Annotated in this window: 7 protein-coding genes; 3 read left to right on the top strand and 4 right to left on the bottom strand. The window is 73.7% G+C overall.

Annotated features, from left to right (window positions below):
- Positions 1-381: 381 nt before the first annotated feature.
- The gene (locus tag ACFVGS_RS16475) at positions 382-948 is read right to left on the bottom strand and encodes a MarR family winged helix-turn-helix transcriptional regulator (RefSeq protein ID WP_384407305.1); all 567 of its coding nucleotides are present in this window, start codon (positions 946-948) and stop codon (positions 382-384) included.
- A 142-nt stretch (positions 949-1,090) separates the two neighbouring features.
- Between ACFVGS_RS16475 and ACFVGS_RS16470 the strand changes: the two genes are divergently transcribed.
- The gene (locus ACFVGS_RS16470) at positions 1,091-2,368 is read left to right on the top strand and encodes an MFS transporter (RefSeq protein ID WP_385692813.1); all 1,278 of its coding nucleotides are present in this window, start codon (positions 1,091-1,093) and stop codon (positions 2,366-2,368) included.
- A 76-nt stretch (positions 2,369-2,444) separates the two neighbouring features.
- Here ACFVGS_RS16470 and ACFVGS_RS16465 read toward each other — a convergent pair whose 3' ends face one another.
- Positions 2,445-4,097 (bottom strand): SpoIIE family protein phosphatase, encoded by a 1,653-nt coding sequence (locus tag ACFVGS_RS16465; protein ID WP_384407307.1) that lies wholly within the window; start codon positions 4,095-4,097, stop codon positions 2,445-2,447.
- Between the two features lie 106 nt (positions 4,098-4,203).
- A complete protein-coding gene (locus ACFVGS_RS16460; protein ID WP_384407309.1) occupies positions 4,204-5,592 on the bottom strand; it encodes an NAD(P)/FAD-dependent oxidoreductase in 1,389 nt (462 codons plus the stop codon).
- Positions 5,593-5,945: 353 nt separating this feature from the next.
- Here ACFVGS_RS16460 and ACFVGS_RS16455 point away from each other — a divergent pair, with 353 nt between their 5' ends.
- Both ACFVGS_RS16455 and ACFVGS_RS16450 read left to right on the top strand, forming a co-directional pair.
- A complete protein-coding gene (locus ACFVGS_RS16455) occupies positions 5,946-6,704 on the top strand; it encodes a TetR/AcrR family transcriptional regulator (protein WP_384407311.1) in 759 nt (252 codons plus the stop codon).
- A gap of 211 nt (positions 6,705-6,915) precedes the next feature.
- Entirely contained in the window at positions 6,916-8,982 is a 2,067-nt protein-coding gene (locus ACFVGS_RS16450; protein ID WP_385692807.1) for a sigma-70 family RNA polymerase sigma factor, read from the top strand.
- A 76-nt stretch (positions 8,983-9,058) separates the two neighbouring features.
- On the opposite strand, the gene ACFVGS_RS16445 is transcribed toward ACFVGS_RS16450, so the two are convergent.
- Positions 9,059-12,250 carry an ATP-binding protein gene (locus ACFVGS_RS16445; RefSeq protein ID WP_385692806.1) on the bottom strand — a complete coding sequence of 1,064 codons (3,192 nt, stop codon included), beginning with the start codon at positions 12,248-12,250 and terminating at the stop codon, positions 9,059-9,061.
- Positions 12,251-12,384 lie beyond the last annotated feature (134 nt).

The raw sequence follows: 12,384 nt of genomic DNA, 5'->3' as shown, positions 1-12,384 counted from the left end.
TCGTTCTTGCGTTTCCGACTCTATCAGATCTTTCCGATCCGATTTCCTCGGTGCTTTCCGGTCCCTTTCGCTTTCGCTCCGGGCCCTTCCGGCGTTTCCGACTCTATCAGATCCTTTCGGCGTCTGATTCCCAGTCAGAGGGGGTTGTCTTCCCGGCTGTTGGGCCGTTCCGACGTCTCAAACTCTAGCGGATTTCCCCGGCGACTCATAATCGAGTCTTTCGAAATGAATTTCGGCATGCCGAAATTCGTCCCGGTAGGGAGATCGTGCGGAGTTGAGGTGCCGCTACTGCGGCGGGAGTGGCTGTCGAAGAACCGTTCCGGCTCCGTGACAACTCGGAGAACACTACGCATCCCCGAGGGGCGTGTCAAGGCCGGCCCGTCAGTCCAGGTCCGTCAGCCGGCCGCCCGCGTCCGGCTGGGTCAGCTCCACGCGGCGGAGGAGGCGGATCAGCATCTCGCCGAGGTTGCCGCGCTCCTCCGGGGAGAGGTCCTGGAGGAGCTTCTCCTCGAAGTCCGTCGCCATGCGCATGGCCTCCAGCCACTTCTGGCGGCCCTCGTCCGTCAGCTCGACGATCACGCGCACCCGGTTGTTCTCGTCGCGGTCGCGCGTGACCAGGCCCTCTCCGGCCATGCGGTCGATGCGGTGGGTCATGGCGGCCGGCGTGAGGCCGAGCCGCTTGGCGAGCTCGCCGGGGCCCAGGCGGTACGGGGCGCCGGAGAGGACCAGGGTCTTCAGGACCTCCCACTCGGCGTTGCTGATGCCGAGGTCGGCGACCTGTCGGCCGTACGCCACGTTCATCCGGCGGTTCAGCCGGCCCAGGGCGGAGACCACCTTCTCGACCTGGGGGTCGAGGTCGCGGAACTCGCGCTGGTAGGCGGCGATCTGCTCGTCGAGGCTCGGCTCCTGGGCGGCCTGGGGGCCGGACGGCTCGGGGGTGTCGGACATGCGGCGAGTATCCCACGCGGCTCGTTGGCGTTGAAGTCCTTCTATGTGTATCGTTAAGCATCGAACTTTAGGATTGAAGTCTTCAGGGTTCAGGGCTACAGCGCTGAACCCGCGACCGAAGTGGGTGAGTGTGACCAAGGCGATGGGCGCCGCGATGCGCCGGATTCAGGCAGGCAGCGCGCTGAGCGCGTTCGGGCTCGGCTTCACCGTGCCGTACCTCTATGTGTACGTCGCTCAGGTGCGGCATCTGGGCGCGGGCACCGCGGGTGTCGTCCTGGCCGTCTTCGCCATGGCCGCACTCGTGGTCCTGCCCTTCAGCGGGCGCGCCATCGACCGGCGCGGGCCCGTGCCCGTGCTGCTCGTGGCCTCGCTGCTCGCCGCGCTCGGTTCGCTCGGTATGGGCCTCGCGTCCTCGGTGCCGGCCGCGGTCGGTTCCGCGGCGCTCCTGGGCGCCGGTACGGCCGTGATGCAGCCGGCGCTCGCGACGATGATCGTGTGGTGCTCGACGCCGGCGACCCGCACGCGGTCCTTCGCCTGGCAGTTCTTCCTGCAGAACCTGGGTCTGGGTGTCGGCGGTCTGATCGGCGGCCAGCTGGTCGACGTGAGCCGGCCCGGCAGCTTCCTGCTGCTGTTCTCGATCCAGTCGGCGATGTTCCTGGTCCTCGCGGGAATCGTGCTGACCGTGCGGATGCCCGAGTCGGCGGTCCTCCCGGGTGCGCGGCCGGCCGCCGGCAAGGGTGGCGGCGTGCGCGCGCTGCTCGGGCACAAGGCGATGGTGCAGCTGTGCGTGCTGGGCTTCGTGCTGTTCTTCGCCTGCTACGGGCAGTTCGAGTCGGGTCTCGCCGCGTACGGCACCGAGGCCGCCGGGATCGCTCCCTCGACGCTGGGCGTCGCCCTGGCGGCGAACACCGCGGTGATCGTCGCCGCGCAGTTCCTGGTGCTGAAGTTCGTCGAGCGACGCAGGCGGACCCGGGTCATCGCCGCCGTGGGTCTGATCTGGACCGTGGCGTGGCTGTGCGCCGGGTACGCGGGCCTGGGCCACGGCAGCCAGGCGATGGCGACGGCGGCGTTCGTCTCCACGTACGCCCTGTTCGGGCTCGGTGAGGCGATGCTGTCGCCGACGGTCGCGCCGCTGGTGGCGGACCTGGCGCCGGAGTCGATGGTCGGCACGTACAACTCGGCCTTCGCCCTGGTGAAGCAGCTGGCCCTCGCGGTGGGTCCGGCGGTCGGCGGGCCCATGGGTGCCGCGCTGCACGGGCCGTACATCGTGACGTTCGTGCTGTTCTCGCTGGGCATCACCTTCCTGGCGGTCCGGCTCGGCAAGCGGCTCACGCCGGTGCAGAACCAGCCGTCGCTGGCCGTGAAGCCCTCCCGGGTGGTGGCTCAGCACCAGCCGGCGAAGGAGACCGCCGCCGCCTGACCCCGAAGGGGCCCGACCGCACGGGCCCCTTTTCTTATGGGTCCGATCGGATGCGATCGGACCCGATCCGTGCGACTCAGTCCGGAAGGGCGAACTCGCACCACACCGCTTTGCCGCCGCCCGGAGTGCGGCGGCTTCCCCAGGACGAGGCGATCGTCGCGATGATCGAGATTCCGCGACCCGCCTCGTCCTCCGTTTCGGCCCGGCGGCGGCGCGGCAGATGGTCGTCCCCGTCCGTCACCTCGATGATCAGCCGGCGGTCGGTGCGCCGCAGCCGCAGCCGCATGGGCGGCGTGCCGTGCTGGAGGGAGTTCGCCACCAGCTCGCTGGTGGCGAGGACGCCCAGGTCGCGCAGCTCCACCGGGAAGCGCCAGCTGGCGAGGACGCCGGAGGCGAAGGCACGCGCGCGTGGCGCCGCTTCGACACCGCCGAGGAGCTCCAGGGCCGCGTTGTGGAAGAGCTCCGCGTCGGCGCCCTTGCGGGACGGGTGCTGGAGGACGAGGACGGCGACGTCGTCGTCGTGCTCCGCGGTGACCCCGAGGGAGCGCAGCAGCCGGTCGCAGACGACCTGCGGGGTGCCGGTGGCTCCGGCGAGGGCGCGCTCCAGCGCGCTGACGCCCTCGTCGATGTCCTCGCGGCGCCGCTCGACGAGGCCGTCGGTGTAGAGGACGGCGGTGGAGCCGGGCGGCAGGGCGATGCTGCCGGAGGTGTGGAGCCAGCCGCCGGTGCCGAGCGGCGGCCCGGTGGGGTCCTCGGCGCGGCGGACGGTGCCGTCCTCGTCCCGTACGAGGATCGGGAGGTGGCCGGCGGAGGCGTAGACGAGCTTGCCCTCGTTGGGGTCGTGGACCGCGTAGACACAGGTGGCGATCTGGCTGGCGTCGATCTCGGCGGCGAGGCCGTCGAGCAGCTGGAGCACCTCGTGCGGCGGCAGGTCGAGGCGGGCGTAGGCGCGGACGGCGGTGCGCAGCTGGCCCATGACGGCGGCGGCGCGCACGCCGCGGCCCATGACGTCGCCGATGACGAGGGCGGTGCGGCCGGCGCCGAGGGTGATGACGTCGTACCAGTCGCCGCCGACGGCGGCGTCGGTGCCGCCGGGCTGGTAGGTGGCGGCGATGCGCAGGTCGTCGGGCTGCTCCAGCTCCTGCGGGAGCAGGGAGCGCTGGAGGGTGACGGCGGTCTCGCGGTGGCGGCGCTCGCTGGCGCGGAGCCGTTCGGCCGCCTCGGCGTGGTCGGTGACGTCGGCGGCGTGGACGAGGACGCCGCCGTCGGCGAGGTGGGGGCTGTCCACGGGCAGGCAGGTGACGGTGTAGGAGCCGCCGTCCTGGGTGCGGCGGGACTTCACGGTGCGGGGCTTGCCGCTGCGCAGCACCTGGTCGAGGAGCGGGAGCAGGCCGAGCTCCTCCGCCTCGGGGCAGGTGTCGGCGACGGTGGCCCCGGCCGGGCGGGGGCCGAAGGCGGCGGCGTACGCGTCGTTGACGTACGCGATGCGGTGCTCCGGGCCGTACACGAGCGCGACCAGGCCGGGGAGGCGGCCGACGATCTCCCGCACGGTGAAGTCCTCGAGGGTGGGGCCCTCGGCGGAACCGCCCGGCCCTCCGGCCGCGTCGGCGGGCTGGTCCGGCTGCGGCCCGTACTCACCGCGGGCCGCGGGCACGGAGCCTTCGGTCCCGCGGGACGCCGCGCGGCGCTGCGTACCGGGGAGCCGGGCGCTCCAACGGGTGAAGTTCACGGATCTGTATGCCTCGTGGTGTCGTTGCCGTGCAGAGTCACTCTGTGCAGGTGTGAGCCCACCTATGGTCACACGTCCAGTGTGGACGAGTGCACTGACAGTGATGTCAGCCCGCGGGCTCGTCCGGGGAGTTGTCGGGGGACGGGTCCTTCGGAGCGGGTGGTGGTGCGGCGGCGAGTTCGAATTCGGCACGTGGGTGTTCCAGGGAGCCGAGGGAGACGATCTCGCGTTTGAACAGGCCGGACAGGGTCCATTCGGCCAGGACGCGGGCCTTGCGGTTGAACGTGGGGACCCGGCTGAGGTGGTAGGCGCGGTGCATGAACCAGGCCGGGTAGCCCTTGAGTTTGCGGCCGTAGACGTGGGCGACGCCCTTGTGGAGGCCGAGGGAGGCGACGGAGCCGGCGTAGCTGTGGGCGTAGTCCTTGAGCGGCTGTCCGCGCAGGGAGGCGGCGATGTTCTCGGCGAGCACCTTGGTCTGGCGGACGGCGTGCTGGGCGTTGGGGGCGCACGTGGTGCCGGGCTCCTCGGCGGTGAGGTCGGGGACGGCGGCGGCGTCGCCGGCGGCCCAGGCGTGTTCGACCCCGTCGACCGTGAGCCGCGCGGTGCAGACGATGCGGCCGCGTTCGTCGCGGGGCAGGTCGGTGGCAGCGACGAGCGGAGCGGGTTTGACTCCGGCGGTCCACACGACGGTACGGGTGGGCAGCCGGGTGCCGTCGCTGAGCACGGCGACGCGGTTCTCGCAGGAGTCGAGGCGGGTGCCGAGGCGGACGTCGATGTTGCGGCCGCGCAGCTCGCGGATGGCGTAGCGGCCCATCTCCTCGCCGACCTCGGGAAGGATCCGGTCGGAGGCCTCGACGAGGACCCAGCGCAGGTCCTCGGGCTTGAGGTTGTGGTAGTACCGCGCGGTGTAGCGGGCCATGTCCTCGAGTTCGGCGAGGGCCTCGACGCCCGCGTAGCCGCCGCCGACGAAGACGAAGGTGAGGGCGGCGTCGCGGATGGCGGGGTCGCGGGTGGAGGACGCGATGTCCATCTGTTCGATGACGTGGTTGCGCAGGCCGATGGCCTCTTCGACGGTCTTGAAGCCGATGCCGTGGTCGGCGAGTCCGGGGACCGGCAGGGTGCGGGAGACGGAGCCGGGCGCGATGACGAGTTCGTCGTAGCCGAGCTGGACGGTCCCGGTGCCCTCCTCCTCGGTGGCGAGGGTGGAGAGGGTCGCGGTCCGCTTGGCGTGGTCGAGGGAGTGGACCTCGCCGATGACGATGCGGCAGCGGTCGAGGACCCGGCGGAGCGGGACGACGACGTGGCGCGGGGAGATGGAGCCGGCCGCGGCCTCGGGGAGGAACGGCTGGTACGTCATGTACGGCTCGGGCGTGACCACCGTGATCTCGGCCGTGCGGGCGCGCAGCTCCGCCTTGAGCTGCCGCTGCAGGCGCAGCGCGGTGTACATACCGACGTAGCCGCCGCCGACGACGAGGATGCGCACAGGTTCGGTCACTGTCCCATGACGCAACGCCGTTCGGGGTTTGTCCACAGGCCCGGCAAATTGTGTGACCGGAGGGGTACGGAGGCGCGGGGTGGCGAAAGGACCGGGTGCGTGGGGAAGTCCGCAGGTCAGGGTGTGGGTGCCGGGTGGAGCGCGGGGTCGGAATCGGGAGGGTCCGGGTCCTTGCTCCGATCGGGGGGCGCACCGTACGGAACTGCCCCTTCTGAATTGACCCCGACTCAACTATGTTCGTACTTCATCGGGGTGTCGGATCGCCGCGCGTGGACCAGAGGCGCGGCCCGGTCGGGCTCCCGTGTCAGGGCGGGGATTCTCCGGGGGGAGACATCATGAGCGGGGGAACGCTTATGCAGGTTCAGGATTCGTACGGCCAGGTGCGTACGGCGCAGCCGATGGCGAACGGACGGTCGGCGCCGCTGCGGGTGGACGCGCAGCGCAATCTGGAGCACGTGCTGCGGGCCGCGCGCGAGGTGTTCGGCGAGCTCGGGTACGGGGCGCCGATGGAGGACGTGGCGCGCCGCGCCCGGGTCGGCGTCGGTACGGTCTACCGCCGCTTCCCCAGCAAGGACGTGCTGGTCCGGCGGATAGCCGAGGAGGAGACGGCGCGGCTCACGGAGCAGGCGCGGACCGCTCTCGGCCAGGAGGACGAGCCGTGGTCGGCGCTGTCCCGGTTCCTGCGCACCTCGGTCGCCTCGGGCGCCGGTCGTCTGCTGCCGCCGCAGGTGCTGCGGGTGGGCGTCGACGAGGTGGTGCTGCCGTCCGGCGCGCCGGACGACGCGGCGCGGGTGCCGCAGCAGCGGGCGTCCGTCCCGGCGGGCGTCAACGGGGCCGCGGGGTACGGGGAGCAGGCCGAGCAGCGGGTGGTCGCGCCGCGCGCGGTGCCGGCGGCGGAGCAGGACGACGCGGGGGCCGCGGAGCTCCTGGAGGTCGTGGGCCGGCTGGTGGACCGGGCGCGGGAGGCGGGCGAGCTGCGCACCGACGTGACGGTGTCCGACGTGCTGCTCGTGATAGCCACGGCCGCGCCGGCGCTGCCGGACGCGGCCCAGCAGGCGGCGGCCTCGGCCCGGCTCCTGGACATCCTTCTGGAGGGGCTGCGCTCGCGGTAGTGCACTGCCGCTGAGGGATGCGCGGTTCTCGATGGTCCGGATGGGCCGTCGAGCATGACACGAACGGATGAGCGGTTACGCCCGGAGACGGGAAGTCGCCCCGGACGAGTGGTAAGTGGACGCGAGGGTTCGGCGTGCCCGCGCTCTGTGGCAGGCTTGGCCGACGTAGGCCGATGTTCGGGTCCGAGCGTGCATAACGGGGGCTTCCGCGATGAGCGGTGACAGTCGGGACGAGACGCCGGCCGCCGCCGGCACCGCGGGATCCGGAGGTCTGCCCCCCGGGCAGGTGCCCAGCCAGGGCGGCCCGGGCGGCACCCCGGCTCCGACTTCCGCTCCTGCCGCTCCGGCTCCGGCTTACGGTGCGGCTCCGGAGTCCGGTCCGACTTCGGCTCCGACTTCCGCTTCGGGTTCCGGTGTCGCCGAGGGTTTCGGGGCCGGCGAGGCCGGCGTGCCGCAGCAGCGCGAGGGCGGCATGCGCATGTCGCAGCACGCCGTGGACGCCGCCGACGCCGGTTCCGTACTGCCGCCGCCGCTCGATCTGCCGCCGTCCGACGCCGAGCTGGTGCAGCGGATGCGGGAGGGCGACGACGGCGCGTACGAGGAGCTGTTCCGCCGGCACTCCGCCGCCGTCCGCCGCTACGCCCGCAGCTGCTGCCGGGACGCGGACACCGCCGACGACCTGACGGCCGAGGTCTTCGCCCGCACGCTTCAGGCGGTACGGGGCGGGGCGGGTCCCGAGCAGGCCGTCCGGGCCTATCTGCTGACGTCCGTCCGCCGGGTCGCCGCGACCTGGACCAGGACCCAGAAGCGCGAGCATCTGGTCGAGGACTTCGCGGTGTTCGCCGAGGAAGCCGCCCGGGCCGCCGAGTCCTCCGACCAGAGCGCCACCTTCGGCGCGGGCCTCGACCTGGGCGCCGACGTCCTCGCCATGCACGAGGCCGAGCAGTCGCTCGCCATGCAGGCGTTCCGTTCGCTGCCCGAGCGCTGGCAGGCCGTGCTGTGGCACACCACGGTCGAGGAGGAGTCCCCGAGCGAGGTCGCGCCGCTGTTCGGTCTGACCGCGAACGCGACCGCCGTGCTCGCCAGCCGTGCCCGCGAAGGCCTCAAGCAGGCCTACCTGCAGGCCCATGTGAGCCAGTCGCTCACCGCGGGCGGCGACTGCGCCCGCTATGCCGACCGGCTCGGCGCGTTCGCGCGCGGCGGGCTGCGGATGCGGGCCGAGCGGGGACTGCGCAAGCACCTCGACGAATGCGCCAAGTGCCGGCTCGCCGCCGGTGAACTGGCGCACGTGAACGCCGGGATCCCCGCGCTGCTGCCGGTCGCCGTCATCGGCTGGTTCGCCGCCGGGTACTCGCTCAAGGCCGCCGGGATCGCCGCCGGCGGCGTCGCCGGGGCGGGCGCGGCCGGTGCCGCGGCGGCCGCCACGGGAACGACCGGCGGCACGACGGCCGGTGCCTCGTCCGCCGCCGCAGCCGAGGGCCTCGGCATTCCCGCCAAGGCGGGCATCGCGGCGGTCGCCGCCGTCGCCGCGACCGCCGGTCTGGTGTGGGCGCTGACCGGCTCCGAGCCTCAGCCGGTCGCCCAGCCCGCCGCCACGCCGTCGGCGGTCGCGCCCGTCGACACCCCGCCGCCTGCGCCGAAGCCGCGCCCGAAGCCCACGCCGAAGCCGACGCCTCCGCCCGTAAAGGCAGCGCCGGCGCCCGCCCCCGAGCCGACGCCCAGGCCCACGCCGACGAGAAGCGCGTCGCCGAGCCCTACCCCGGCCCCGAAGCCGAAGGTCACTCCCCCACCGACCCGGCCCACTCCGCCGAAGCCGGCCCCGACGCCGACGCCCGGGCCCGCCGTCTACCAGGTCAGCCTGCTCCAGTACGGCATCTTCGGCGACGGCACCAAGCCGGAGGTGAACCTCGCCCGGAGCAGCTGGATGTGGCAGCGCTCCGGCCTGACCATGGACGGCACCCGCTACGCCCACGGCGTGAGCGTGCACGCCCCGTCCTCGCTGCTCATCGACCTCAACCGGCAGTGCACCGGCTACGACGCGCTCGTCGGCATCGACGACATCACCGCGCCGATCGGCCCGGGCGGCGTCCGCTTCTCCGTCTACGGCGACGACGAACAGCTCTGGCGCTCACCGGTGATGCGCCGCGGCGACGCACCGGTCCCGGTCCACGTGGGCCTCACCGGCCGCCGCACCCTGCGCCTGGTGGTCGAGGAGCACACACCGTTCGGCAGGGCCGCGGTCGCGGACTGGGCGGACTCGCGGATCAGCTGTTCCTGAGACAGCGGCTGGCCGTTTCTTTCGGATCAGGGCCGGATAGGCGTCGCGGACCCGGCCAAGATCCGGAAGAGACGGCCTAGCGCGTGAACGGCTCCGCGCGGGCCAGGATGGCGTCGAGCGTGAGCTCGCGGCCCTCCGCGCGGGCCGCCTCGTACGCCGTCGCGTCCAGTCCGGCGCGCGCCCGGGCCAGGACGTCCTGCGTCTCGCGCAGCTCGTCCCGGGCCCGCGGAACCTCGCCGCGCCAGCCGTCGACGGCGGTCAGGACGGCGACCGCGAAGGCGAGTTCACCGCTGAGCGAGAGCGCGGTGGCGAGGCCCTCGGCGAGAGCGGCCGTGAAGAACTCGGCGCACTGGGCGTCCCGCGCCATGCCCAGGGCCTCGACGGCCCGCGCGACGGCCGCCGCCTCCGCGCCCTCGTGGGCCTCGATACGGGCGGCGAGCCCCGTCACGAGGGCCTGGAAGTGCGGCGGCGGAGTGCTCTCGGCGATCTTGGCGCCCGCCACCTCCATGTGCGCGCGGGCCGCGGCGACGTCCCCCTCGTAGAGCGCGATCCCGGCCCGCAGGAAGCGGACGTACGTCGTGGTGTCCTGCACGTGGTAGCGCTCGGCGACCGCCGTCGCCTCGTCCAGGCTCTTGGTGGCGGCGGCCACGTCGCCGAGGCGGAAGTCCAGTTCGGCGAGCCGGGCGATGAGGAAGGGCGCCTCGGCGTGCGCGCCGACCTCGCGCGCCAGGCCCAGCGCCTCCTCGTACGCCTCGCGGGCCTCCTGGTGCCGCCCGCGCAGCATGTTGGCCTCGCCGGCGGCGCTGGCGACCTGGGCGCGCATCCAGCGGTCGCCGACGCGTCGGGACAGCACGCGCAGCTCGGCGAGGTCGTCGTCGACGCCGGGCATGCCGCCGGGCATGTCGATGACCATGTGGGTGCGGAACATCAGCGAGACGCCCGTCTCCCACTCGCCGCCGTGCCGGCGGGCGTTGGCGACGGCGAGGTCGAGGAGGTCACGGACGTCGGCCGGCTCCTCGGTGAGGTAGGCGGTGAACGGCCACAGCAGGCCCGGGAAGCGGGCGGCCTCGGGACCGGGGTCGGTGGCGAACGCGGCCCGCACCCGGGCGATGAGCGCGACGGTCGCCGGGTCGTCGCGCAGGGACGGGATGCTCTGGCTCTCCACGGCGAGGAAGAAGTGCAGCATGCGCAGCTGCATGCGGGGCCAGAAACGCGGATCGGCCCGGTCCTCGGGGTCGTCGCCGAGGCGCAGGGTGCGCTCGACCCAGGCCAGGCCCTCCGGGCGGTAGTTGCGCAGCCACCAGAACCAGCCCATGGCGAAGACGAGCCGGAGCGCGGCGCTCTCGTCCGGGGCGGTGACGGTGGTCCGGTGGAAGGCGGCGCGGATGTTGTCGAGGTCCCGCTCGACGCGGGCGATCCAGGGCAGCTGCTCGCCGGTGCGCAGCAGGGGTTCGGCGGCCTCGGCGAGGGCGGTGAAGTGGGCGGTGTGGGCGGCCTCGGCGGCGGCCAGGAGCTCGGGCGTCTCGGCGGCGCGCTCCACCGCGTACTCGTGGATGGTCTCCAGGAAGCGGTAGTGCATCTCGCCGTCGTCGGTCGGCGTGGCGACGACCAGGGACTTGTCCACGAGGGCGCCGAGTGTGTCGGCGGTGGAGGGGGCGCCGGGTGCCCGGTTCAGGGCCTCGGCGGCGGCGAGGTCCCATCCGCCGGCGAAGACGGAGGCCTGCCGGAGCAGGTCGCGCTCCTCGGGCTCCAGGAGCTCCCAGGACCAGTCGACGACGGCCCGCAGGGTCTGCTGGCGGGGCAGGACGGTGCGGGAGCCCGAGGTGAGGAGGAGGAAGCGGTCGTCGAGGCGGTCGGCGATCTGGCGCGGGGTGAGCAGCCTCAGCCGGGCGGCGGCGAGCTCGATCGCGAGGGGCAGTCCGTCGAGGCGGCGGCAGATCTCGTCGACGGCCGGCAGGTCGTCCTCGGGCCGGAAGCCGGGACGCACGGCCCGCGCGCGTTCGGCGAAGAGCCGGTGGGCGGGTGTCGGCGGGAGCGGTTCGACGGGCCGGACGGCTTCGCCGGGCACGCCGAGCGGCTCCCGGCTGGTGGCGAGGATCCGCAGGCCGGGGCAGTGGGTGAGGAGGGTCTCGGCGAGGGCGGCCGCGGCTCCGATGACGTGCTCGCAGTTGTCGAGGACGAGGAGGAGCGGACGGCGCGCGAGGTGTTCGACGAGGTGGGAGGTGGGGTCGTCCTGGAGGGGCGCTCCGTCGCGGGTGATCAGGTTGGTCTCGCGGAGGCGGAGGGCGGAGAGGACGGCGCCGGGTACGGCGTCGGGGCCGTCGAGCGGGGCGAGTTCGGCGATCCAGGCGGCCGGTCCGACGGCCCGGAGCGCCGCTTCCTCGGCGAGCCGGGTCTTTCCCGAGCCGCCGGGTCCGGTGAGCGTGACGAGCCGGGAGCGGTCGAGGTCGGCGTGGAGGGCGGCCAGTTCTGGCTCGCGGCCGACGAAGGAGGTGAGGCGGGGGCGGATGTTCCCCGGCTCGGCCGCGGGAACGGCCCTCGGCTCCCGGGGCCGCTCCCCGGCGAGCAGTTCGCCGTGCAGGGCGGTGAGCTCGGGCCCGGGGTCGGTGCCGAGCGCGTCGGCGAGGGTGCGGCGGGCGTTCTCGTACGCGGCGAGGGCGTCGGCCGGGCGGCCCTCGGCGCGCAGGGCGCGGATCAGCTGGGCGTGGAAGGTCTCGTCGTACGGGTGCGTGCCGGTCAGCTCGGTGAGCTCGGGGACGAGTCCGGCGGTGGCACCGCGCCGCAGGTCGGCCTCGATCCGGCGGCGCAGCGCGGCGAGCCGCTGCGCCTCGGGGCGCACGCCCGCGGGCTCGGGCAGGTCGGCGAGCGCGGGCCCGCGGAAGAGCGCGAGGGCGGTGCGCAGGAGTGCGGCGGCGGTGTCGGGGTCGCCGGCGTCGAGGCGGGCGTCGGCGTCGCCGACGAACCGCTCGAACGCGTACAGGTCGATGTCGCCGGGTTCCGCGACGAGCCGGTAACCGCCGGGTGTCGAGGCGACGGCGTCCTTGCCGAGGACCCGGCGCAGCCGGCCGACGAGCGCCTGCAGCGCCGCGTTCGCGTCGTGCGGCGGCTCGTCCCCGTACACGTCGTCGACGAGCTCGCCGACGGCCGCCGTCCGCCCGCCGCGCAGCGCGAGCGCGGCGAGCAGCGCACGCAGCCGCGCACCGCCGAGGGGGAGCCGGGCGCCGTGGGGGTCGAGGGCCTCGGTGGTGCCGAGGATGAGGTACCGCACCGGATCATTGTCGCGGCTGGGGACGGCGCACGCCTCGGGGTTTCCGTCGGGGTTTCCCCGGAGAGGGGCGCGCGGGGGGCACACGTTGTCCCCAGGCTGTGGACGGTGCGGGAGCATCGGACCCGAGGGCCCAT

This window comes from Streptomyces sp. NPDC127114, from assembly GCF_042677525.1.
Classification (GTDB): Bacteria; Actinomycetota; Actinomycetes; order Streptomycetales; family Streptomycetaceae; genus Streptomyces.
This window is presented reverse-complemented; position numbering and strand designations above follow the sequence as displayed.

What these genes read in the sequence shown, in the direction of transcription:
- ACFVGS_RS16450 (WP_385692807.1), top strand. Translation starts at nt 6,916, where the DNA reads ATGAGCGGTGACAGTCGGGACGAGACGCCGGCCGCCGCCGGCACCGCG.
- ACFVGS_RS16470 (WP_385692813.1), top strand. Translation starts at nt 1,091, where the DNA reads ATGGGCGCCGCGATGCGCCGGATTCAGGCAGGCAGCGCGCTGAGCGCG.
- ACFVGS_RS16455 (WP_384407311.1), top strand. Translation starts at nt 5,946, where the DNA reads ATGCAGGTTCAGGATTCGTACGGCCAGGTGCGTACGGCGCAGCCGATG.
- ACFVGS_RS16475 (WP_384407305.1), bottom strand. Translation starts at nt 948, where the DNA reads ATGTCCGACACCCCCGAGCCGTCCGGCCCCCAGGCCGCCCAGGAGCCG.